The 23,055-nt window shown below is 67.0% G+C and carries 21 protein-coding genes and 2 riboswitches; of the genes, 2 read left to right on the forward strand and 19 right to left on the reverse strand.

Features of this window, described 5'->3' with window-relative positions; all coding sequences use genetic code 11:
* Positions 1-69: 69 nt before the first annotated feature.
* From hydA to AB7Z56_RS30225, 4 genes are all read right to left on the reverse strand, one after another.
* Positions 70-1,479, reverse strand: a complete 1,410-nt coding sequence (gene hydA / locus AB7Z56_RS30210) for a dihydropyrimidinase (protein WP_063986533.1) — start codon at positions 1,477-1,479, stop codon at positions 70-72.
* A gap of 11 nt (positions 1,480-1,490) precedes the next feature.
* The gene (locus tag AB7Z56_RS30215) at positions 1,491-2,231 is read right to left on the reverse strand and encodes a maleate cis-trans isomerase family protein (RefSeq protein WP_063984418.1); all 741 of its coding nucleotides are present in this window, start codon (positions 2,229-2,231) and stop codon (positions 1,491-1,493) included.
* Positions 2,232-2,352: 121 nt separating this feature from the next.
* A complete protein-coding gene (locus AB7Z56_RS30220) occupies positions 2,353-3,774 on the reverse strand; it encodes a PepSY domain-containing protein (RefSeq protein WP_231144490.1) in 1,422 nt (473 codons plus the stop codon).
* 12 nt (positions 3,775-3,786) lie between these two features.
* On the reverse strand, positions 3,787-6,159 hold the full coding sequence (locus AB7Z56_RS30225) for a TonB-dependent receptor (RefSeq protein ID WP_231144489.1): 2,373 nt from the start codon (positions 6,157-6,159) through the stop codon (positions 3,787-3,789).
* A 117-nt stretch (positions 6,160-6,276) separates the two neighbouring features.
* Positions 6,277-6,478, reverse strand: a riboswitch (cobalamin riboswitch).
* A 71-nt stretch (positions 6,479-6,549) separates the two neighbouring features.
* Here AB7Z56_RS30225 and AB7Z56_RS30230 point away from each other — a divergent pair.
* A complete protein-coding gene (locus tag AB7Z56_RS30230; RefSeq protein ID WP_063984421.1) occupies positions 6,550-7,122 on the forward strand; it encodes a histidine phosphatase family protein in 573 nt (190 codons plus the stop codon).
* A gap of 6 nt (positions 7,123-7,128) precedes the next feature.
* Here AB7Z56_RS30230 and cobT read toward each other — a convergent pair whose 3' ends face one another.
* From cobT to AB7Z56_RS30270, 8 genes are all read right to left on the reverse strand, one after another.
* Entirely contained in the window at positions 7,129-8,181 is a 1,053-nt protein-coding gene (cobT, locus tag AB7Z56_RS30235; RefSeq protein WP_063984422.1) for a nicotinate-nucleotide--dimethylbenzimidazole phosphoribosyltransferase, read from the reverse strand.
* A gap of 10 nt (positions 8,182-8,191) precedes the next feature.
* Positions 8,192-8,941: a precorrin-6A synthase (deacetylating) gene (gene cobF, locus AB7Z56_RS30240; RefSeq protein WP_063984423.1), complete on the reverse strand. Its 750-nt coding sequence runs from the start codon at positions 8,939-8,941 to the stop codon at positions 8,192-8,194.
* A 48-nt stretch (positions 8,942-8,989) separates the two neighbouring features.
* Complete coding sequence (locus tag AB7Z56_RS30245; RefSeq protein WP_063984424.1) at positions 8,990-9,667, reverse strand: energy-coupling factor ABC transporter permease; 678 nt, start codon at positions 9,665-9,667, stop codon at positions 8,990-8,992.
* A 37-nt stretch (positions 9,668-9,704) separates the two neighbouring features.
* A riboswitch (cobalamin riboswitch) is annotated at positions 9,705-9,922 on the reverse strand.
* 45 nt (positions 9,923-9,967) lie between these two features.
* Positions 9,968-10,699 (reverse strand): uroporphyrinogen-III C-methyltransferase, encoded by a 732-nt coding sequence (gene cobA / locus AB7Z56_RS30250; RefSeq protein WP_063984425.1) that lies wholly within the window; start codon positions 10,697-10,699, stop codon positions 9,968-9,970.
* Positions 10,696-12,006: a cobyrinate a,c-diamide synthase gene (locus tag AB7Z56_RS30255; RefSeq protein WP_063984426.1), complete on the reverse strand. Its 1,311-nt coding sequence runs from the start codon at positions 12,004-12,006 to the stop codon at positions 10,696-10,698. The genes cobA and AB7Z56_RS30255 overlap by 4 nt, the downstream gene beginning before the upstream one ends.
* Positions 12,006-12,788 (reverse strand): precorrin-4 C(11)-methyltransferase, encoded by a 783-nt coding sequence (gene cobM / locus AB7Z56_RS30260; protein WP_063984427.1) that lies wholly within the window; start codon positions 12,786-12,788, stop codon positions 12,006-12,008. The genes AB7Z56_RS30255 and cobM overlap by 1 nt, the downstream gene beginning before the upstream one ends.
* Positions 12,785-13,153: a cobalamin biosynthesis protein gene (locus tag AB7Z56_RS30265; RefSeq protein ID WP_063984428.1), complete on the reverse strand. Its 369-nt coding sequence runs from the start codon at positions 13,151-13,153 to the stop codon at positions 12,785-12,787. The genes cobM and AB7Z56_RS30265 overlap by 4 nt, the downstream gene beginning before the upstream one ends.
* Positions 13,150-14,331: a bifunctional cobalt-precorrin-7 (C(5))-methyltransferase/cobalt-precorrin-6B (C(15))-methyltransferase gene (locus AB7Z56_RS30270; protein WP_063984429.1), complete on the reverse strand. Its 1,182-nt coding sequence runs from the start codon at positions 14,329-14,331 to the stop codon at positions 13,150-13,152. Before AB7Z56_RS30270 ends, AB7Z56_RS30265 begins: the two co-directional genes overlap by 4 nt.
* Here AB7Z56_RS30270 and AB7Z56_RS30275 point away from each other — a divergent pair.
* The gene (locus AB7Z56_RS30275) at positions 14,330-15,076 is read left to right on the forward strand and encodes a cobalt-precorrin-6A reductase (RefSeq protein ID WP_063984430.1); all 747 of its coding nucleotides are present in this window, start codon (positions 14,330-14,332) and stop codon (positions 15,074-15,076) included. The genes AB7Z56_RS30270 and AB7Z56_RS30275 overlap by 2 nt on opposite strands.
* Here AB7Z56_RS30275 and cobJ read toward each other — a convergent pair.
* From cobJ to AB7Z56_RS30310, 7 genes are read right to left on the reverse strand one after another with little or no spacing between them, the layout of a single operon-like run.
* Positions 15,052-15,786: a precorrin-3B C(17)-methyltransferase gene (gene cobJ, locus AB7Z56_RS30280; RefSeq protein WP_063984431.1), complete on the reverse strand. Its 735-nt coding sequence runs from the start codon at positions 15,784-15,786 to the stop codon at positions 15,052-15,054. The genes AB7Z56_RS30275 and cobJ overlap by 25 nt on opposite strands.
* Positions 15,783-16,514: a precorrin-2 C(20)-methyltransferase gene (locus AB7Z56_RS30285; protein WP_063984432.1), complete on the reverse strand. Its 732-nt coding sequence runs from the start codon at positions 16,512-16,514 to the stop codon at positions 15,783-15,785. Before AB7Z56_RS30285 ends, cobJ begins: the two co-directional genes overlap by 4 nt.
* Positions 16,515-16,516: 2 nt before the next feature.
* Positions 16,517-17,146, reverse strand: coding sequence for a precorrin-8X methylmutase (locus tag AB7Z56_RS30290; protein WP_063984433.1), 630 nt, complete (start codon positions 17,144-17,146; stop codon positions 16,517-16,519).
* Positions 17,146-18,309, reverse strand: a complete 1,164-nt coding sequence (gene cobG, locus AB7Z56_RS30295; protein ID WP_063984434.1) for a precorrin-3B synthase — start codon at positions 18,307-18,309, stop codon at positions 17,146-17,148. The genes AB7Z56_RS30290 and cobG overlap by 1 nt, the downstream gene beginning before the upstream one ends.
* The gene (gene cobN / locus AB7Z56_RS30300; RefSeq protein WP_441256707.1) at positions 18,306-21,554 is read right to left on the reverse strand and encodes a cobaltochelatase subunit CobN; all 3,249 of its coding nucleotides are present in this window, start codon (positions 21,552-21,554) and stop codon (positions 18,306-18,308) included. Before cobN ends, cobG begins: the two co-directional genes overlap by 4 nt.
* Entirely contained in the window at positions 21,554-22,603 is a 1,050-nt protein-coding gene (cobW, locus tag AB7Z56_RS30305) for a cobalamin biosynthesis protein CobW (RefSeq protein ID WP_063984436.1), read from the reverse strand. Before cobW ends, cobN begins: the two co-directional genes overlap by 1 nt.
* Complete coding sequence (locus AB7Z56_RS30310; RefSeq protein ID WP_028148471.1) at positions 22,600-22,974, reverse strand: DUF1636 family protein; 375 nt, start codon at positions 22,972-22,974, stop codon at positions 22,600-22,602. The genes cobW and AB7Z56_RS30310 overlap by 4 nt, the downstream gene beginning before the upstream one ends.
* Positions 22,975-23,055 lie beyond the last annotated feature (81 nt).

Raw genomic sequence — 23,055 nt, forward strand, 5'->3', positions numbered from 1 at the left:
GCCGCAGCAGCGCGAGGATGGTATGCGCAACAGACGACATGGCGTCGTCCCGATGCGGTTATTTTTCCGTCACACCAGGCTCGACTTGCCGCGGCTGAGCACCTCGCCCGCACCCTTGTCGCCGACGATCCTGCCCTGCTCGTACACCACGCGGCCCCGCGCGATGGTGGTGACAGGCCAGCCGGTGACGTCAAAGCCCTCCCACGGCGTATAGTCCGCGCCGTGGTGCAGGTCGGCCTGCTGAATCGTCTTTGTCAGCTTCGGATCCCACAGCGCGATATCGGCATCGAAGCCGACGCCGATCGAGCCCTTGCGCGGATAGAGCCCGTAGATCCGCGCATGATTGGTCGCGGTCAGCTCGACGAATTTCTGCAAGCTGATACGCCCCTTCGACACGCCCTCCGAGAACAGGATCGGCAGCCGGGTCTCGACGCCGGGGATGCCGTTCGGCACCCAGCGGAACGAGGTGCGGGAATTCGGCGTCAGCTTACCCTTGGGGTCGTCGTAGCGGAACGGGCAGTGATCGGACGAGAAGGTCTGGAACACGCCGGTGGTGATGCCTTCCCAGATCGCCTGCTGGCTTTCGGCATCGCGCGGCGGCGGCGAGCAGACATACTTTGCGCCTGACATGTCCATGTTCAGGCCTTTCATGTCGTCGGCCGTCAGCGTGATGTATTGCGGGCAGGTCTCGGCATGCACCGGCAGTCCGCGCTGCTGGGCCCAGCGCACCTGCTCCATCGCCTCGCGCCCGGAGACGTGCACGATCATGATGGGGACGCCGATCACCTCGGCATGGCTGATGGCGCGATGCGTCGCCTCGCGCTCGACGGCCTGCGGCCGCGAGGTGCCGTGATAATAGGGCGCGATATGGCCCTCGCGTTCGAGCTTCGCGGTGAGGAAGCGGATCGCGTCGTAACCCTCGCAATGGACCATGACCAGCGCCTCCTCGCGGCGCGCGACGTCGAACACTTCCAGCAGCTGCTTGTCGCTGAGCACGAGGTCGTCATAAGTCATGAACACCTTGAACGAGGTGTAGCCATCCTTGACGAGAGCCGGCAGCTCCTGCCCGAGTACGACTGCGGTGGGGTCGGAGATGATGAGGTGGAAGGCGGTATCGATGTAGCATTCGCCCTCGGCGAGCTTGCGGTAGTTCTCGACGCAGGTGCGCAGCGACGTCCCCTTCTCCTGGAGCGCGAAGGGCAGCACCATGGTGTTGCCGCCGGCCGCCGCCGCGCGCGTTGCCGAAGCAAAATCGTCGGCCATCACGACGTCGGGTCCGGAGGCCTGGGAGATGTGGACGTGGCTGTCGATCCCGCCCGGCAGCGCCAGCAGACCCGTCGCGTCGATCTCGCGCGCCGCACCTTCAATGCGGTCGGCGATGCTGACGATGCGCCCGTCGCGAATGCCGATATCGGCGCGAAACTCGTCGCTGGCCGTCACGATGGTGCCGCCGCGAATGGCGAGATCGAGCTGCGTCACAGGTGTCTCCGTCACTTGATGATCGCTGATGTCTGGAAGATCCGGCCCCACGCCGCAAGGGCCGCGATGTCGCCACCGGCGAGCTCGAGCGTCCGCCACAGCGTGACCGCGACCGAGTCCAGCACGGCGATGCCCAACTCCCGTTCGAGTGCGGCAGCCAGCGCGGCGCCGTCGAGATTGGTGCAGAGAATGACGACGGCATCGGCACCGTCCGCCGCGACCGCGCGGATCATGTCGGCGATCGTCGCGGGCGTGACCTCACCGAAGGAAAAATTATCGCGCAGGCCGAGATGCCGCTCGGCGTGAGGGGCGATCCCCTCCTCGGCCCAGCCATCGCCGATCCGCCGTTGCACGTCGTCCGTATAGGGTGAGACCAGGCCGACACGTCCGGCGCCGAGCGCGCGGACCGCGTCGATGCAGGCGAGCGTGGAGGTCGTCGCCGGGACATGGGTCCGCGCCGCGATCGCTTCGCACAGGCTCCGATCGCGGTCGATACCGAGCCAGCTTGCCGATGTGCCGTTCCAGGCAATGGCATCGACCTTGGCGTCCGCCAACAGATCCGCCACCGGCAGCATCACCGAGGCATCGAACTGGTTCAGCGCCGCGGCATCGAGCGCGATCTCGGTAACGCGGAAGCGCGAAAAATGAGCGGTGACGCCGGCCACGCCATGCAGCATGGAATTGGTGACGGGCTCCAGCACCGAGTTTGACGACGGGGTCATCATGCCGAGGCGCTTGCGCTGAATTGACATCGATCACGATCGCCCCATTGAGAGAGCGCACCGCTGCGCCCCCTCGGACGATCATCCGCGCCTGCCATCGCCCGCGCAACCCGCAATTTGCATGGCGCATATGATTTGCTCGATACGCAGCTCAAGCCGCGAACGTCGACCGCAAGCGCCGCCAGCCGATCACGATGCCGGTGACGGAAAATGCCAGCCCGAGCAAGCAGAGCCCGACGACCATGATATCGCGCAGACGCGGATGCGCCATGAGAACGGGAAAATCGAGCGTGTGAAGCGCGCCATAGAACCAGCGATAGGCCCGCCGCGAGGCATCCAGTCTTTGCAGCACGCGGCCGTCGGCACCGTCGATGTCGAACCAGAGGTCGCCGCATCGGGAGCGATAGACGGGCGCTCCGGGGACAGCCGAGTGCGCGGGATAGTCGTCATTGTCGGCAAGAACGGACGGGGCGCCACAGTCCGGCGCAAGGCGCGTCGTCAGGTCATGGACATCCTTCTCGCCGAGGAATGCCACCGGCCCGCTGCGGCTCGCCTCCGCCGTTTTGGTCAAGGTCTGACTGGCGAGGCCGATCCGGTCGCGCCGGTAGACGACACCGCTGACGGCGAACCATTCGACTTCGCGAGCCGACGGCTGACCGACCGGAGAGGCCGTCGTCCAGTCAGGCGTGGCATACACCACGCCCGCTTCGGTCGGGGTCAGCTCCCCACGCGAGAACAGCCGGCCGTGATCCATCGAGAGCCAGCCACTGAAACTCCAGGTCAGCACGAAAACGGTCGCGACGAGACCAATGATGTGATGCAGTGCGTGCCACCCGCGATAAGGCGACGAGACCCGACGCCCTCGAATCCTGATCCTGGTAATTCCGAGCACCGCGCCGAGCGTCGCGGCGATAAAAGCCACCAGCGACAATGTCGAGACCACCTGATCCCAAAGGGACCAGTTGCTCCTCAGGACCGTCGGATAGATCCAGTGCAGGACGCTGCCGGCCCAATTCCACCCGCGCTCGCTGCGGGTCGTATCCAGCACGACTTCGCCGGTGCGCGAGGAGACATAGGCCTCGGTTCCGGCCGCATCGCCAAGAGCGACGCGCAACAGAGGCCGGTGTCGATCAAAGCCGTTGGGTACGCTCCATTGATCATAATCCGCGCCCGAAATCATCGCCGCCCGCGCGGCATCGAGCCCGCGTTGCCGGGCATGATCCCGCGCGATACCGACCGCGACGTCGGCGGACGTCACCGATGCATCCCGTCCGTCGGAGGCATGGACCGCGCCCACACGCGACCGGTCCGACACGACATAGACCGGCCCGTCGCTCCGCTGGACCAGGCGAACGCGCGTGGCGTCCGCGATCTCGCTCGCGGCGACGGCATCCGCGACCGTAATCCTCACCTCTCCGCGATCAACCGGCGTAAGTCCGGAAAAGCGCTCCGCCTCCGTCAATGACGGAAACGGGACAAAGTGCATCACGATTCCGCTCGCGAACCACATCGCGAACAGCAGGCAGAACGCGATCCCGAGCCAGCGATGCAGCAGCACGATCGCGTTCATCATGTGGTCAGCGCCCTACCATTTGAACGCGGCCGAGAGCTCATAGGTCCTGGGCGCACCGAGCAGGATCTGGTCGGGATAGAACGGATCGCCCCAGATCGCGTAGCGCTTGTCGGTGATGTTGCGCACGCGGAAGCCCAGACGGGCCTGGTCGACCGCGTTGAACACCGTCTTCGGGATGTCGACGAAGGCGTAGACGTCGGCGACGGTGTAGGCCTTCATCGTCACGACGTTGGCATCGGTGTTGTAGCGGTCGCCGACATAGCGGCCCGTGATGCCGAGCTCCACCGGCCAGGGCGTGAAGAACCGGTACGACGCACCGGCATTGGCCACGACACGCGGCACGTTCGGCGGCGTGTTGCCGGAGAACGAACCACCGGCAAAATTGTAGTCGGCATAGCGTGCATCGACATAAGCGATGTTGCCCCAGAGCCGCAGGGGATCGATCGGGCGTACGGCCGCGGCGAGCTCGACGCCCTTCGACTCCTGCCGGCCTGCGATGTTGAGCTGCATGCCGCCGGCCGCTGCATAGACGTTCTTGCGCAGGATGTCGTAGGCCGAGAACGACCACTCCGCCCTGTTGTCCCAGAACAGGTGCTTGACGCCGGTCTCATAGGTGCGCGCGGTGGTCAGGTCGAGCGGCTGGGTCGGGCCGAGCAGGAAGATGTTGTTGGCCGAGATATCGGCGCCGGTCGCATACTGGCTGAAGAAGGTCAGGCCCGGAACGGCCTCCCAAGTGTAGCCGATACGCCCCGTCGTCGGGACCCAGGACGTCGAGAACGGGAAGTTCGCCTTTTCCAGCCCGGCGGAGTCGGTCGAGTTGCGGTCAAGCCCGATATGCTCGACGCGCAGGCCGCCGACCAGCGCGAAGGTTCGCGTGAGCTTCAGCCGGTCCTCGAACGACAGCGCTTCGTTGTCGATGCGCGCGGTCTGTTGCTGCGTCGTGAGCAGGCCGTAAAGGCCACGGTCGGGATTGACGAGCGAGACGTAATCGTCCGGGAAGTTGGCCGCGCCTGGCCTGACGAAATCGAGATAGCTGGACGAAAGTGTCGTGACCAGGCGGTTGTCGAAGCCTGCGATATTAGCGTCCCAAATCAGGTCGGTAATGTTGCCGACAAGGCGTTGGCTATGTGCAACATAGAAGCGCTCGCGATCGACCATGTTCGAGTTGGGCAGGCCCGTACTGGCATTGAAAGCCTCGATCTCGTTGTTGAACCAGGTACGCTCCGCGCCATAGGCATAGGCTTGGCTTTTCAGCGTCAGGTCAGGCGCCAGCTTCAGTTCGAAGCCGCCGCGCAGCCACACCTCTTGTGCCACGTTGCGGTTGTCGAGAACGTTGTAATTGGTGTTGAAGGTACGATCGTCGATCGTGATCGCACCGAGCTTCGTTTTGTTGAAGTTCGAGACGTAATTGCCCGAAACAATGCCGCTCGTCGCATGCGAGCCGCTGAAGGCGATCGGTACCAGCGGTGCGCCCCAATAGGCCTTCGAGCGATCTTCCCGGTACTCGATCGCGCCCCAGATCTTGAGGCTGTCGGAGATGCGGTAATTGAGCTGGCCAGACACATCCAACGTCTTGGTATTGGTGTCGTCGGCAAAGCCATTGAGCGAGGCGCGGCTGATGTCGAAGCGGTAGTCGAGCCCCTGCACGTTAGTGCTGCCGCCCGAGCCGTAATGGACGCCGAACGAGTTGAGCGAATCCCAGGAAAAGTCAGCTTCATTCCGGATCGGCCCGGTGTGTGGCTGCTTCGTGATCAAGTTGATTGCGCCACCGGCGGCACCTTCGCCCGACATCAGCGAGGCCGGACCTTTCAAAAATTCCACGGCTGCGAGATTGGCCGTATCCGTGATCCGCGAGGTCATGTTCTGCGGACCGATCTTGATGCCGTTGTAGAGCATGTTGATCTGGCTGTTGGTGAAGCCACGCATGGAGAAAGCCGCGGGCTCGGCCGGATTGTCGCCGGAGGTGACACCGACCGCGCCCTGCGCAACCTCCGACACGGTGCGATAGCCCTGCTCCCGCATGGTCGCGGCCGAGATGACTTCGACGGTCGCGGGTGTCTCCTGCACGGTCAGGCCGAGGCGCGAGGCGCTCTCGGCAACCACATTGGTGTTGAGCGGCGTCTGCGCCGCCGCGGTCGGCACGACGGGCTTGGCCGCGGCCGATGCGGCCGCTGGCCTGCGCGATGCTGCGCGGCGTGGGCTCTGCGCGTCCCGGGCCGCCGGCTTTGCCGGTTTGCGGGATTGGGCGGGCGACACCTCGACCGGCGGCAGCGGCTCGCGGGCCTGCTGCGCCACGGCGGCAGGCAGATCGAGGGTGGCAAATGACGTAAGCGCGGCGGAAGCGAGCAGGAAGCAACGCGGTCGTACAAGACGAATGGAAGACACAGTTCGGGACCTCGGTGTGACGTCAGTGGCACGTCACCGCGAACCAAGGTCCCATCTTCCGGCTTATGAGCCTTCCGATGAAGCCGAATGTCTGTACTCCCCGACCGACATCTTCGCGTGTGACCACGGCTGACGGCAGGTCTCCTGGCTCGCGGGTCAGTACCTTGCATCGCCTTCCCGGGACCGAGATACCCAGTGGCTCGTGACGCAAGATTCGCCGCTTACAGTTGCGGGGGCAGCCGCGGCATTGGGGACAAAATCCCCGCACCGCATTCCCTTTTCATCCCCACTCGGGGAAACCGTCAAAGCCATCTAGGATTACCGACAAGACAGAGTCAATGTGCCGGTGCGACGTTATTACCACAGCGACCAACTTCCCTGGAGATAGGCATGGAAGGCGAGACCTTCCTCTGGCTGATACGGCATGCGCCCGTCGACGGCGCCAAAGGGACGATCCACGCAGCCGACGCGCCCGCCGATCTCGGCGATCGCGTGCAGCTGGAGGCGTTGCGGCAGAGGCTTCCGCCAGATGCTGCGAGCTTGGCGAGCCCGGCGCGACGTACGGTTGAGACGGCGCGCGCGCTGGGACTCGAACCCGCGTTGGTGCCCGAATTCAGTGAGCAGGATTTTGGCGACTGGACCGGCCTGCGGCATGACGAGCTCGCGGCGACCGGCGGCGAGGCCTATGCGCAGTTCTGGAGCAATCCGGCGCGCGGCCGGCCGCCGGGCGGCGAAAGTTTTGAGGATCAGGTCGCGCGCGTCCGGCTGGGTCTCGCGCAAATCGGCGCCGGCTCAGCAACGCTCGTCGTGCACTCCGGCACGATCCGCGCCGCACTCTGCATTGCTCTGGATCTGACACCACAAGCGGCCCTGCGCTTCGTGATCGATCCGTTGTCACTGACCCGGATCGACCGGCTCGCCACCGGCTGGCGCGTCGTCGCGGTCAATCAGCGCGCGGCTTGAGCTGGATCAGGCCGGGCGATCCGGCACGTTGGCCTGCGCGAAGGTCGCCATGCCGTTGTGAAGGCTGCACGCGAGCCGCACCAGCGGCAGCGCGATGGCGGCACCCGATCCTTCGCCGAGCCTGAGATCGAGGCTGATCAACGGCTGCACGTTCAGCGCGCGCAGCACCAGCCGATGCCCCTGCTCCGCCGATTGATGCGACGGCAGCAGGAATGGCTGGCACGACGGGTTCAGCCGCACCGCCGCCAACGCGGCCACGGATACGATGAAGCCATCGATCAACACGGGAATGCGGGCTTGTGCAGCCGCAATGATGGCGCCGCAGATCGCCGAGATTTCGAGGCCGCCGACGGCGCACAGGATCTTTTCCGGCGAAGCACCTGCAACGCCATGCCGCACGATCGCAGCGTCGATCACGCGCGCCTTGTGCGCACGGCCGGCCGCATCGACGCCGGTACCGCTGCCCGCGATCTCCTCGGCACTGATGCCAAGCAGGCTCGCCGCAATCGCCGCCGACGTCGTGGTATTGCCGATGCCCATCTCGCCGAAGATCAGGAGATCGGGCCTGCCGGCGTCTGCGCGCGCGACTGCGCGCTGACCGGCTTCGAAGGCGAATGCCAGCTCCGTGGGGGTGAGCGCGGCTTCCACGCTGAAGTCGCGCGTGCCGCTGCGCGGCTTGTCGGTGACGATTCCTGCCATCTCCTCCTGTGCCAGCGTACCGGCGTCGACGACCTCAAGGTTTGAGCCAAGCTCACGCGCCAGCACCGAGATCGCGGCACCGCCCGAGGCAAAATTCGCCATCATCGCGATGGTCACTCCTTGCGGATAGGCCGACACGCCCTGCGCGACGATGCCGTGATCGCCGGCGAAGACGATGATCGGCACCCGCGCGGCACGCGGCTGCTCGGTCGCCTGCAGGCCCGCAAGCTCGACCGCAAGCTGCTCCAGCCGGCCGAGCGCGCCAGCCGGCTTCGTCAGTTGCGCCTGACGCGCGAGCGCCGCCTCGCGATGGACAGCGGAGACATCGGGGCATTTCCGGGTGACCCATTCAGGGAGCATGCTGCCTCGCTTACGGCCTGCGCTTGAGAATGTAGCTGTCCATGATCCAGCCGTGCCGCTCGCGCGCATCCTGTCGCGCGGCGATGATGTGCGGGCCGATCTCGGCCAGAACGCCCGACATGACGATCTGATCGGGCATGCCGAGATAAGCGCCCCACCAGATGTGCAGCCCCGCAGGATCGAGCGACTGGAACGCCGTGCCGCCGTCGAGCATCACCACCACGGTATCGACGCCTTGCGGCCAGCCGCCCTCGCGCAAGCGGCGCCCCGTCGTGACGAGGAAGGGTTCGCCGATGTCGTTGAGCGGCAGCGCATGCGCCGCGCACAGCGCCTGGATCGAGGTGATGCCGGGCACAACTTCGATATCAGGCAAGGGATCGAGCCGCCGCGCAATGCGCAGCGAGGAATCGTAGAGCGAAGGATCGCCCCAGATCAGCAGCGCGACCTTGCCATCATCACCGAGATGGCTGGCGATCGTCTGCGACCAGGCCGCGGCCACGGCCTCGTGCCAATCGTCCACGCCCTTGTGATAATCCGCTTCACCGGCATCGCGCACGGGAAGATCGAACTCGGCAATGCGCGTCGTTTGATTGGTGAGCACATCCGCGCAGATCGTCCGCCTGAGATCTGCGAGATCGGACTTCGCCGTCCCCTTGCGCGGGATCAGGATGAGATCGGCCGCGTTGATGGCTTGAACGGCGGCGCGCGTGAGCTGCTCGGGATCGCCGCAACCGATGCCTATCAGGGAGAGCGTGAGCATCGTGAGTGCGAAGGGCGGCCATCACGGCCGCCCGTTCGCTTGTCTCTCTCAAGCCGCGTTATGCAAACGCGGGGTAACGAGGCCGGGCGCGGTGACGCCGCGCAGCGACTTCGCCAGCGCCAGCACACCGAGGTCGGCCAGCGGCTCGATCACGATGACGAGCGCGTAGGAGGCCGCGAAGGTCGCGATGTTGACGAGGTTGGTCGCACCGAAGCCCGAGCCATAGAGCGCCCAGAACGCGACCCAGGCGATGACGCCGGCCTGATACGTGGTCGAAAGCGCCAGCGCCTGGCGATACCTGAGATCGACATAGGCGGTGTTGCGGGCAATGATCCGCGCGGCGATCGCCTGGATCCCGAACAGCGGCACCAGCAGCGTGGTGACGTTCATGCCGAATTGCGGCAGATCGGGCGGCTCGAAGAAGATGCCCTGGAACAACAGTCCGAACGCAAGGCCGAAGGCCGCGGGCGCTGCCCCAAACAGCAGGAACAGGGTCGAGCCGAGGATGAAGTGCACCTCGGAGACGCCGACCGGGAAGTGCGGCAGGATCTCGAAGAAGACGAACACGAGGCCCGTGGTGGCGAGCGTCCGCGCCGCGAACGACGTGATGCCCTGCTCGCGCACGGTCTCGACCGCGAGCTTCAGCGCAACGCCGCCGACGGCGATGCCGGTTGCGTAACTCAACACGAGCTTGGCGCCCGATACGACTCCGGGTTCGATATGCATGGTTCAGTTCCTTCCTGCCGTCACACCCGACGGCCTTGGCCACAAGACATGCACGGCCGGTCTCCTGGCTCGCGGTTCACTGGGGTTCTCCGGCCTTCCCGGGCCTTGCGGCCCAGTGGCTGATCGGAGTCCCTCACCGCTTACAGTCGCGGGGGCGGCTGGGGTTTTGGGCGGCGCAACTGTCCGCCCACCCCCATTCCCGATTATGCTCCGGCGGTTTGCGCCGCCTCGAGCACCATGCATCTCCTGTGTGCCCCTTTCGCCAGCCGGGCGTCAAGGGGCGAAGGGCGGCCGGGACGGTCATGACGGATAATCCCCGGCCAGTGCGCCGAACAGGATCACGGCGGCCGTCGAGGCAGCGCCGCCCCGCGCAAGTTGCTCGGCCAGCTCGGCAATGGTGGTGCGGACCAGCCGCTCGTCGGGACGACCGAGGGATTCGGCGAACAGCGCCGGGGTATCAGGCGCGAGGCCGTGCTCGATCAATTTTGCGACAAGCGCCGGAAAGGTGCGCCGGCCCATATAGACCACGGTGGTCGCTTCGGGATCAGCCAGCGCCGCCCAGTTCAAATTCTGCGGCAGCTCGCCGGTGACATCGGCCCCGGTCACGAACTGCACCCGGCGCGAGGTGTGGCGCCGGGTCAGGGGAATGCCGGCTTGCGCAGCGGCGACACAGGCCGAGGTGATTCCGGGAATGATCTCGTAGCCGATGCCAGCTTCGCGCAGCGCCTCCAGCTCCTCCTCGAGCCGGCCAAAGATACCCGCATCGCCCGATTTCAGCCGCACCACACGGACACCAGCCGCGGCATAGTCGACCAGCAGGCGGTTGACGTGGTGCTGCTTGGTCGAGGGCCGCCCTGCCCGCTTCCCGACCGCGACGAGATTGGCGCCGGGCCGGGCCAGATCGAGGATCGCACCGGAGGCGAGGTCGTCATAGAGCACGACGTCGGCATCGCGCAGCCGCGCGGCACCTTTGAGCGTGAGGAGCTCCGGGTCGCCGGGGCCGGCCGAGATGAAAGTGACAAAACCGCTCACCGATCCTCCGCGATCAGATGGAAGAACGTGCCGGTGGCATGACCGCGGCGCGAGCCGGTCTCGGCGATGACCGCGCCTGTTGCATCGTGCACGACCGCCAGCGGCGTATCCGGCTGCGCGATAATCGTCGAATAGTGGAACTCATGACCGCGCAGGCGCGCGCCGGCCTGATGGCCCGGCATCGGCGCGGCGAGCGCAGCGAGACGATAGCCGAGATGCATGCGGCGCTTGGCAAAGCTCGTCTCCAGTCCGAGCAGGCCCGTCATCTCATGACGGACGCCGTCGGCGTCGGTCAGAGCGGTTCCCAGCACCATGTAGCCCCCGCATTCGCCGTGCACCGGCCGTTTGTCAGCGAAGGCACGCAGACCGTCGCGAAAGCGAGCATTGGCCGCGATCTTCCCCGCGTGCAGCTCAGGGTAGCCGCCGGGCAGCCAGCAGACATCGGCACTCGCGTCAGGCGCTTCATCGGCAAGCGGCGAGAAGGTCGATATCTCGGCGCCCGCCGCGCGCCAGGCTTCCAGCATGTGCGGATAGATGAAGGAGAACGCGGCATCGCGGGCCAACGCAATGCGCTGCCCGGGCGGCGTCACATTCATGCCGTTTGCCGCCGGTTGCGGCGACCAGCTCGCTGCCGATCGCAGCACCGCATCGAGATCGACATGCTCGGCGACGAAGCGCGCGGCTTCGTCGATCAGCTTGCCGATCTCGGCCTGCTCCTCGGCCTGCACCAGGCCGAGATGCCGTTTCGGCAGGCTGATCTCGGCATGGCGCGGCAGCGCGCCGAACACGGCGATGCCGGCGTCGTTGAGTGCACGCCGCACGAGATCTTCATGACGTGGGCTGGCGACGCGGTTGAGCACCACGCCGGCAAGGCGCACACCGGCGCGATAGTCACGAAGGCCTGCGGCGATCGCCGCCGCCGTCTGCGCCTGTCCGGAGGGATCGATCACCAGCAGCACCGGCCAGCCCAGCATCTCAGCAATGTCGGCGGTGGCGCCGGTGCCGGAGACGCCGCGCGCGGCGACGCCGTCGAACAGGCCCATCGAGCCCTCCGCGAGCACGACATCGGCATCAGTGCCGCGACCGACGAGATGAGCTATCGCCCCGCGATCCATCGCCCAGCTATCGACGTTGACGGAAGCGCGCCCCGTCGCAGCGGCATGGAAGGCGGGATCGATATAATCGGGCCCGCTCTTGAAGCACTGCACGTTCAATCCGCGATTGCGCCAGGCGCGCGCCAGCGCCAGCGTCAGCGTGGTCTTGCCGACGCCGGAGGCCGGCGCGGAGATGACGAGCCCTGCCGGCATCACGATGCCTCCGGAAAGCGCGGATCGGCACCGACCGGCCGATAGCGGCGGTCGTAGTCGACGGCATAGAGACGGCTCTCGTCAAAATCCGCAGCACCAAGCGTCTTGCCGACCAGGATCAGCGCCGTGCGCTCCATCTCGGTGCCGACGGCGGCATCGAGCGTCGCCAGCGTGGCGCGAACGATGCGCTGGTCCGGCCAGCTCGCACGCCAGACGATCGCGACGGGGCAATCCGCGCCGTAATGCGGCGTGAGCTCTGCGACGACCTTGTCGAGCAGATGGATCGACAGATGGATCGCGAGCACCGCTCCGGTGGCGGCGAACGCTGCGAGCTTTTCGCCCTCAGGCATCGCGCTGGCGCGGCCCGGCGTGCGCGTCAGCACCACTGACTGGGCAAGACCGGGCAGCGTCAGCTCAGCCTCTAGTGCAGCTGCTGCAGCCGAGAAGGACGGCACGCCCGGCGTGACCGTGTAGGGAATACCGAGCGCGCGCAGGCGGCGAAGCTGCTCGCCCATCGCCGACCAGATCGCGAGATCGCCCGAATGCAAGCGGGCAACATCCTTGCCGTCCGAATGCGCGGCAGCGATCTCCGCGATGATCTCGTCGAGCGACAGCGGTGCGGTGTTGACGATGCGGGCGCCGGGCGGGCAATGCGCCAGCACGCCCTCGGGCACCAGCGAGCCCGCATAGAGGCAGACCGGACAGGCCGCGATCAAGTCGCGTCCGCGCAACGTCAGCAAATCCGGAGCGCCCGGCCCGGCACCGATGAAGTGCACCGTCATGCGCCGTCTCCTTCCGCGATCGCGGCGGTCGCGGTGCGATCCCGCGAGACCGCCCGCGTCGCAATCAATCGCGCGCGAGGGCCAGCCGCAACGAGCGCAGCGGCTTCAGCGACCGAGCCCGTGCCGAACTTTTCCGCGACGAGTTTTGACTGCGTCGGCGTGTGGATGTTAGCCAACGCTTCAGCCGAGACTGCCTTGATCGGCACGCCGCATTCGCGCGCGAGCTGTTTGAGCGGCTCCGCTTCCGCCTTGTCGCTAACAGTCGCGACCGCCGCAAGGCCCTCGGGACCACCGGCCGCCAGCAGCGCCTCGCGCAGCGAAGCCAGCGTGACATCCTTCTTGAATCCGAGTCCGGCGACTTTCATCGAACCGCACTCCATTGCACCACGGGCCGCGACGCTTCCCAGGACCGGTAGCGGCCGAGCGGCGCGGCATGGGCAATCTCGACCCGCATCAACTCGCCGCCATGGCGCTGGTGCAGCTCGCCGAGCAGCGCTTCCGTTTCCAGCGTCACCGCATGCGCGACGAGCCGAGCACCCGGCACAAGCCGTGACCAGATGGCATCGAACATCTCGATATCGAGACCGCCACCGATGAAGACCGCGTCCGGCGCTTCCAGTCCGGCAAGAGCTTCGGGCGCGCTCCCCGTGATGACGGTGATCCGATGCGCCAATCCGAACGCTGTTGCATTGCTGCGGATATTCGCGGCACGATCCTCGCGCGCCTCGATGGCGCTCGCCGTCCCGCCGCACAGCGCCCATTCGACCGAGATCGAGCCAGAACCCGCGCCGATATCCCACAGCCGCTCGCCGGGACGCGGCGCCAGCGCCGAGAGCGCCAGCGCGCGCACCGGCCGTTTGGTGATCTGGCCGTCGTGAGCAAAGAGATCGTCGGACAGGCCGGAGCTGCGGGGAATGCCTTGCCCGCCCCTCGCCTCGACGGCCACTGCGACCAGGTTTTCGGCGAGATCGCCCGCAAAGCCGTCGGCACGATGCTCAGCGATGCTTTCGCGCGCCCCGCCGAGCGCGGCGAGAGTCCAGAACGCCGAGGCGCCCCACCCGCGCTCGCTCAGCCATTTGGCGAGATCACCGGCCGCCTTGCCGTCACGCATGAGGCAAATGATGCGCGCACCGGGCGCCAGATACGGCACGAGACGCTCGAACGGCGCGGCATGAAGCCCGAGACAGGCAATGGCTTCGAGGCGCCAGCCGAGCCGCGCGGCGGCGAGCGAGAAGGTCGATGGCGCCGAATGCGCGATCCACTCGTTGGCATCGAGCTTCTCGGCGAGACTTGCACCGGCACCGTGCCAGAACGGATCGCCGGAGGCGAGTACCACCGTCGGCCGGCCGCGGCAGCTCACCACGATGTCTGCGTCGAACGGCACCGGCCACGGGCGACCGCGCCCCTCCACATCAGCAAGCGCGAGATGACGCTCGCCACCAAAAACAGTTTCTGCCTTGGCAAGCGCCTTTCGGCTTGCCTCGGACAGCCCGGCAAGGCCATCTTCGCCGATACCGATGATGGTCAGCCAGGGATCAGCCATGACGCGCGCCCTCATTCTGGGCGGAACCGCCGATGCGAGCTTGCTCGCCGCGGAAGTCGCACGCGCGCGCATCGACGCCGTGTATTCCTATGGCGGTCGCACTCGCGCGCCCGCCGATCAGCCGCTGCCGACCCGCATCGGCGGCTTCGGCGGCGTGAGCGGGCTTGCGGACTATATTCGCGGTGAGCGCATCACGCATGTGATCGACGCCACACATCCCTTCGCTGCCGAGATGAGCCGCCACGCGGTCCAGGCGTGCGCGCAAACGGGCACGCCGCTGATCGCGCTCGAGCGCGCGCCTTGGACGAAGGCGCCCGGCGACAACTGGATCGAAGTCGCCGACGTCACCGCCGCGGTCGCTGCGCTGCCCGAGACGCCGGCAAAAATGTTCCTCGCCATCGGCCGGCAGCACATCGCGCCATTCGCGAGCAAGCCGCAGCACACCTACACGCTGCGGTTCGTCGATCCGCCCGAAGCACCGCTGCCTTTCGCTGCGGACGTGATCGTGTCGCGCGGGCCGTTCACGTTCGACGGCGAGCTCGAGTTGATGCGCACGCGCGGCATCGCATGGATTGTCGCCCGCAATTCCGGCGGCGACGGCGCACGCGCCAAGATCGACGCGGCCCGCATGCTCGGCCTGCCCGTGATCGTGATCGCGCGGCCCGAGTTGCCCGATCGCCAGCGGGTTGAGAGCGTGGCCGAGATCATGCAGTGGCTCGGTCATCGCGCCTGCCTCGGGGCATAGACCCAGCGGCCGACGCGGCGCGTCTGCGAATTGCCGACGATCACCAGCGTGCGCATGTCGGCCATCTCAGGCGTCGCTTCGTTCAGCGTGACGGTCTCGATCCTTTCATCGGCGGCGCTGATCGCGCGCGCGAAGATCACGAGGCGCTCGCCGCAGCCGGCGTCCTTCAACAACGCAAGCGCGCGGCCAAAACCCTCCGGCCGGCTTGCCGAGCGCGGATTGTACATCGCAATGGCAAAATCGGCTTCCGCGGCCAGCCGCAGGCGCTTCTCGATCACCGCCCACGGCTTGAGATTGTCCGAGAGATTGATCGCGCAGAAATCATGGCCGAGCGGCGCACCAGCGCGCGCGGCTGCCGCCAGCATCGCTGTGATACCAGGCAAAACGCGAATGGGAAGCTCGCGCCATTGCGGCGCCTGTTCGAGCGCCTCGAATACGGCCGACGCCATCGCGAAGACGCCGGGGTCGCCGGAGGAGACGACGACGACCTGCCCGCCTTCGGCCGCAAGCCGCAGGGCCTCGCTTGCGCGCTGCAGCTCTTCGCGATTGTCAGAGGGGTGCAAGGTGAGCCCTGCCCGCGGCGGCACGCGCGCAACATAGGGCGCATAGCCCAGAATGTCGGTGGCGGCGGCAAGGGCGGCGGAGACCTCGGGCGTCACCAGCGCATCGCTGCCCGGCCCGAGGCCCGCGATGGTCAGCGTGCCCGTCATTCGGCGGCGTCCAGATGCCGGCCCTTGCCGTGCACGAGCACGATCGCAAAATATGGACAGTCGGCGGCATCGATCTCGGCGAGCCGCACCACGCGCTCGCCCGGCATGGTGCCGCGCTCGACCAGCCAGGCATCGTCCAGCCGGCCGGCGGAAGCCAGCGCGCGACGCACCTTTGCGAGATTGCGGCCGGTCTTCATGATGACCAGCGCATCGGAATCGCGCATGCGCCGCTCGAGTTCGTCTTCGGCGAGCGTCCCCATCAGCACCGTCGTCACGTCGTCGCCAAGCGCGATCGGCTGTCCGACGCCGTTCCAGCAACCGACCATGCCGGGAATCCCCGCGATCACCTCGATCTCGACACGGCCTTGCAGGCGCGTGTGCAGATGCATGAAGGAGCCGTAAAAGTAAGGATCGCCCTCGCAGAGCACGACGACATCGACCGCCCGCGAAAGCCGCGCCAGCCGTTCCGCCCATTCGTCGTAGAAGCTGGCGAGGAGCTGCACATATTCCGGGCTATCGAAAGCGAGCTCCGTCGTAACAGGATATTCCATTGCGTATTCGGTGACGTCGGAAGCCAACATGCCTTCGACGATCCGCCGCGCCTGGCCGGGCCGGCCCTTCTTGCGAAAATAGGCGACATGCTTCGCAGCCCGCACCGTCCGATCGGCGCGCACGCTCATCATATCAGGATCGCCGGGGCCGAGACCGCAGCAGATGATGCGTCCCATGGCTATTCGCTCCGGCTCGCCAGTGCATTCACGGCGGCGACCGCGATCGCGGAGCCCCCGAGGCGGCCCTCGACTGTCAGCGCCGGCACCGGCGGATCGGCGATCAGCGCAGCCTTGGATTCGGCCGCGCCGACGAAGCCGACGGGACAACCGATGATCGCCGCAGGCCGTGGGCAGCCCGGGTCCTCGAGCATGTTGAGGAGATGAAACAGCGCGGTCGGCGCGTTACCGATCGCAACGATTGCGCCGTCGAGATGCGGTCGCCACAACTCCAGCGCCGCGGCCGAGCGCGTGTTGCGCATGGACTGCGCGAGCGCGGGAACGGCTTCGTCGCCGAGCGTGCAGATCACGGCGTTGGCCGCAGGCAATCTCGCGCGCGTAATTCCTTCCGAGACCATGCGCGCGTCGCACAGGATCGGCGCGCCCTTCTGCAAGGCCGCGCGTGCGGCCGTCACCATGCCTGATGTGAAGCGGATATGCGCCTCGAGGCCCACCATGCCGGCGGCGTGGATCATCCGCACCACGACCTGCTCCTCGTCCGGCGAAAAGCGCGCAAGGTCCGCTTCAGCCCGGATGGTAGCAAAAGACTGCCGATAGATCGCCGCACCGTCGGTCTCGTAGGTGTGCGGCATCAGTGGCCTCCGACCAGGATGGAGGGATCGCTGACGATGTCGGCACCATTGAGGCCGCGCAGAACCGGCTCATCGCGAGTCGAGCCGTCGCGGACGAGATCGAATCCGGCGCTGGTCGCAACCAGCGTCACCGCGGACGCACCGGAACGCGCGCAGCCCTTGGCGCAGCCGGAGACGTGCAGCCGCGTATCGAGGGCGATGCGCGGCGCAAGGGCGGAAGCGAGCGCGCGGGTATCGGCATGCGCCTCGCGGCAGCGCGGAGCGCCGCTACAAGCGATGACGCGCAGCGCCGGATCATACGGCTCGGTGATGAGGCCTGCCCCACTCGGCATCTCGCGCTTGCCCTCGCTCAACACCATCCGCCATGGCGTCATGCGCAGCGCATGTCCGCACCCGGAAAACTGATGGAGCGTCGTGTGCAGCATCTGCCCGAACGCGACGCCGACCAGGGCGCCATGCGGATAATGACCGGGTCGTGACGCCGCCATGACCGGAGCAGGCTCGGTTTCGCCGCTCAACGACTCCGGCAATTCCGCGCCGGCCGCGACATGAGCTGCCATGCGCCCTCGCCCGCCCTTCGCGCCGCCGGACGTGATGAACCAGTTGGCGAGCGCGAGCGCCGTACTCACGGCCTCACCGCGCGCGACGGAGCGGCCCAGCCTTGCGCCATCGGCCCGCACCACGAGCCGGCCGCCGCGATCGCGTTCGATGCGCACGTCGGCGGAATCGCCGGCGAGTACGCGCGACTTTCCATCGTCGATGGCGAAGCCGAACTTTGTGGGAAGATCGAGCGTGCTGTCCGCGAGCGCTTCCTCAAGCTCCGCGGCGAGCGCCTGTGTCTCGTCACCGCTGTTCCAGAACGGCGTCACCAAAATGTTGCGCCGGGCTTCGATGTCGGAATCGGGGTCGAGCAGCCGCAGCAACGCGAGTCCATCGAGCAGCCGGCGATGGCCCTGCTCGCTGACGCCTCTGATCTGGAGGTTGGCGCGGCTCGTCACATCGATGAGACCATTGCCGTAGCGTTCGGCGAGCTCGGCAAGGCCGGCGACTTGGGCGGCTTCAAGCCTTCCGCCGAACGGGCGCACGCGAACCACGAGCCCATCGCCCGATTGCATCGGGCGCAACGCGCCGGGACACCAGCCCTTGATCGCGGCCGCACTCATGAAGCCTCCTTCAGCGCAGCCGCGATCGAATTGCGGCGCGTTCGCCAGAGCGAGGCTTCGTGCAGGCGTGTGAAGCAGGTCTCCATCGCGGCGAGCGCCGCCGGATTCTCGCGGGCCATGAAGCTGCGGACATCGGCGTCGCCGAGCGTCGCATCGTAGTAGAGATCGAACAGATGCGGCGGTACGGCGCCGGCCAGATGCGCGAAGGCGGCCATGTGCTCCAGCGTCGCGGTAATCTCGGCGGCGCCGCGAAAACCATGCCGCATCATGCCGGCGATCCAGGCCGGATTGGCCGCGCGTGCGCGAACGACACGGGAGATTTCCTCGGTCAGCGTCCGCGCGTGCGGCTGCTCGGGCCGCGTCGTATCGAGGTGATAGAGCGATGGTCCTGCCGCACCGAGATGCGCTGCGGCCGCCGCGATGCCTGCTTCATGCGCGGCGTAATCCGCGGCGAGCAGAAGATCGGTCTCCGGCAAGTCCTGGACGTGCACGAAAGCATCGGCGGCTGCGAGCCGCGTCTCGATGCCGGCACGATCCGGCTGCATCGCACCGTCCGCCGAGAACGCCCAGGACGATGCCGAAAGCCAGGCTTCGCCGGCGGCATCACGCGTCTCGGCCGTGAAGGCATCGGGGATCGCGGACAGGCCGACGCCATATTGTCCGGGACGCGGCGCGAACACGCGCGAGGCGCGGTGGCGATAGGGATTCTCGTCGCCCTCATCCTCGCGCGTTGCGAGCGTCTCGGCGGCGGCCTCGAACAATTGCGCAAGGCCGGAGAAGACATCGCGGAACAGGCCCGACACGCGGAGCGTGACGTCGATACGGGGGCGCCCGAGCTCGGCCGGCGCGATGATGTCGTAGCCGGTGACGCGGCCGGAGGCGTGATCCCAGTGCGGCGCAAGGCCGGCAAGATGCAGCGCCATGGCGAACTCCTCGCCGGCGGTCCGCATCGTCGCCGAGCCCCAGAGATCGACCACGAGGCCTTTCGGCCAGTCGCCGTGATCCTGCAAATGGCGACGCAGCAGCTCTTCCGCAAGCCTGATGCCTTGCGCATGCGCCGACGGCGTCGGCACCGCTCGCGGATCGACGGCAAAGAGATTGCGCCCCGTGGGCAGAACGTCCTGGCGTCCGCGATACGGCGAGCCCGACGGCCCCGGCGCAACGCGCTGCCCCGCGAGGGCGGAACGCAACGCATCGCGCTCCGCGTCGGCGCAAGTGCCGCGGCCGAACACGTGCAACCCGTCGCCGAACTGGCTCTCCTTGAGATCGCAGACGAAGCGATCGATCCGCGGGATCGCTTCCGCCGGTGCAGCCGATGCATCGAGACCGAGATCGTCCTCGAGGCCCGCCGCACGCGCTTCGTCGCGAATCGCGGCGATCAGACGCTGACGTCTGGCGGGGTCGAGGCCATCGGCGGTCGAATATTCGTCCAGCAGACGTTCGAGCCGGCGTAGGCCGTCCGGCACCGCGGATTGTTCCAGCGGCGGCGGCAGATGGCCGATGGTGACGGCACCCAAGCGCCGCTTGGCCTGCGCGGCCTCGCCGGGATCGTTGACGATGAAGGGATAGATGACCGGCAGATCGCCGATCAGGGCTTCCGGCCAGCAATGTGAGGACAGCGCCACGGATTTTCCGGGCAGCCATTCCAGCGTGCCATGGGCGCCCATGTGCACAACGGCATCGATGGCCTGCCCGCGGAACCAGAGATAGAACGCGACATAGGCATGGCGCGGTGTGCGGGCAAGATCGTGATAGTCGGCATCGCGCGTGGTCGCATCGCCGCGCTCGGGCTGAACCGCGATGATCGATCGGCCACTTGCGACGGCTGCGAATTGAAATGCACCGTCGCGACAGCTCGGGTCATCCTCCGGCGCGCCCCAGGCCTGCGCGAGATCATCCTGCAAGGCTTGCGGCAGGCGCGAGAGCGCCGCGCGGTAGTCGGCGACGCTCCAGGTCAGTTGCTGCTTCAGCAACGTTTCGCCACGTGCGGAGACCGGCACAACATCGAAGCCGGCCTCTGTCAGGTCAGACAGCAATGCCTCCACCGACGCCAGCGCATCGAGCCCGACGGCATGCGCGATCTGATGCGGACGGCCCGGGTAGTTCGAGAGCACGAGCGCCACCCGCTTCTCGGCGGCTGGCGTCGCCGCGAGGCGCCGCCAGGCCGCAACGCGCGCGGCGACGGCCTTGACGCGCTCCTCGTCGGGCCGGTGCGCCAGATGCGAAAATTGCAGATCGGGATCACGCTCCGCGGCCGATTTGAAACTCACCACGCCCGCGAACAGGCGGCCGTCGACCTCCGGCAGCACCACATGCATCGCGAGATCGCCGGGCGACAGGCCGCGCAGCGACTCCGCCCAGTCTTCGCGCCGTGCCGATGAGAGCGCGACCTGGAAGACGGGACATGATGCAGCATCGAACGGTGTCGTGCCGTCGTCGCCCATCGCCGAGAACGCCGTCGCGTTGACGATCGCAGCCGGAGGATTCGTCGCGAAATAGGTCCGCAGCCAGTCCGCAACGCCCGGAGCCTTCAGCGAGGTGACGAACGCGCCGTACGCGTCAAAGCCGCGCTCGCGCAGCGCCGCGATCAGGGCGTCGACCGGCCCGGTATCCGCGGCGGTGAGATAGGAGCGATAGAAGGTCACGAACGCGAGCGGCTTTCCCTCGCCTGCCATCGGCGCAGCAATGACGCCACGCGCGGGATCGTAAAAGCCCATCTCAGGCAGGTTCATCTCGCCGACGACCGGGCCTGCGTAAAGGCCCGAGGCCAACGCGAGCTGCGCGATCGCGGCCTGCGCTGCAACAGGACCGCCGGTGTCACAGAGCACCTTGAGCCGGCGCAGCGTCGAAACCGGCAGGGTCGAGTAGGCATCGAGCCGCGTGTCGTCGCGGCCGTCGGCCGGCAGCACGGCCAGCACGATATTGCGGTCCTTCGCCAGCTGCTGCAGGGCCGCGAGCCCGTACGGCCAATAGGATTCACCGCCGATCAGGCGCACCAGGATGCCGCGTGCCTGCGACAGCGTGCGCTCGACATAGGTGTCGACCGACAACGGATGACGCAGCTCCGCGAGATTGGCGAGCCGCAGCGACGGCAGGCTGTTGCGGCCGCGCCGCCAGCCGGCCGCGAACGCGGCAAGGTCGGAATCCGAGTACGAGAGCACCACGAGATCGGCCGGGTCCTGGCCGATGTCCCTTGGCGTCGCAGTCTCCTCGAGACCGCGGCTCTCGCGGAAGACGACGTGCATCAGATACCAGATCCTGAAAGCCCAAGTCCGACCTTGATCGCGGCCTCGTCGATATCGCCGTGCTCGCCGATCACGACGAGCTTCGACTGCCTGAGAGCTGCGCCCCAGGGCTTGTCGAACTGGTGGCGCACGCGCTCGCCGACCGCTTGCAGCAACAGGCGCATCGGCTTGCCCGCGACCGCGATATAGCCCTTGACGCGCAGCACGTTCTGCTCGCGCGAAAGACGCTGCACCGATGCGACCAATGCTTCGATGTCGGTAACCTCCGGAAGATCGATCACGACGGAGGCGAAATCGTCGTGCTCGTGATCCTCCTCGCCGTCGTGATGCGAGGGGCGCGCGGCGAGATCGTTCTCTGCGGCAGCGCCGAGGCCAAGGATGACACGCGCATCGATCGCGCCATCGGTGACGGATAGCATCGGCACGCGGCGCGGCATCTCCGCGGTGATGGCGGCTTTGGCGGCTTCGATCCCTGCGGGCCCCGCAAGATCAGCCTTGGTCAGCAGCACGATGTCGGCGCAGGCGATCTGGTCCTCGAACACTTCCGACAGCGGCGTCTCGTGATCGAGATTTCCATCCGCCGCGCGCTGCGCTTCCACCGCAGCCGGGTCCGGCGCAAAACGGCCGGCGGCGACAGCCTCGGCATCGGCGAGCGCAATCACGCCGTCGACCGTGATCCGCGAGCGGATCTCCGGCCAGTCGAACGCCTTCAACAGCGGCTTCGGCAGCGCCAGGCCCGAGGTCTCGATCAGGATGTGATCGGGCCGCACCGGCCGCGCCAAGAGCTTTTCCATGGTCGGAATGAAATCGTCCGCAACGGTGCAGCAGATGCAGCCATTGGCGAGCTCGACGATGTTCTCCTCCGGGCAGTTGGCATCGGCGCAGGATTTCAGGATCTCGCCGTCGACGCCCTCGCTGCCGAACTCGTTGACGAGCACCGCGAGCTTCTTGCCGTCAGGGTTTGCGAGCAGATGCTGGATCAGCGTCGTCTTGCCTGAGCCGAGAAAACCGGTGACCACCGTCACAGGGACTTTTGCGAGCGAGTTCATTCGGCGGCCTCCGGCAACACGGCAATGGGGGGAATGCGGGCAAGCGACTGCTTGCGGAAGATTTCGGGACGGCTGCGCCAGGGCACGAGGCCATCGGGCGCGGCGGCATAGGCCGCAGCACCCGCGACCACGTCGCTCGCATGGGCCTCTGACAGACGGCCATAGACATAGGACCAGCGGCCGGGCGCGCTGAGCGCAACCGAGCAACCCTGGCTGCATGCCGACAGGCATTCAACGGGAACCACATTGACGCCCTCAGGCACGCCGGCGTCGAGGATCGCACCATGCAGGCGCTTGCCGGGCGTCGTCTCACCCTCGTCGAGCGTCTGGCCGGCACGGCAGGTAATACAGACGTGAAGTGTGACGGTCATCGCCTCTTCCAGGATAAACAGCGGGAGGCGAAGAGGCACACGGACCATTCCCCCGAAGGTCCGTTTCCCCGTCGCGGAACA

Source organism: Bradyrhizobium sp. 482_C4_N1_8 (assembly GCF_052075965.1).
In the GTDB taxonomy this organism is placed as follows: domain Bacteria; phylum Pseudomonadota; class Alphaproteobacteria; order Rhizobiales; family Xanthobacteraceae; genus Bradyrhizobium; species Bradyrhizobium barranii.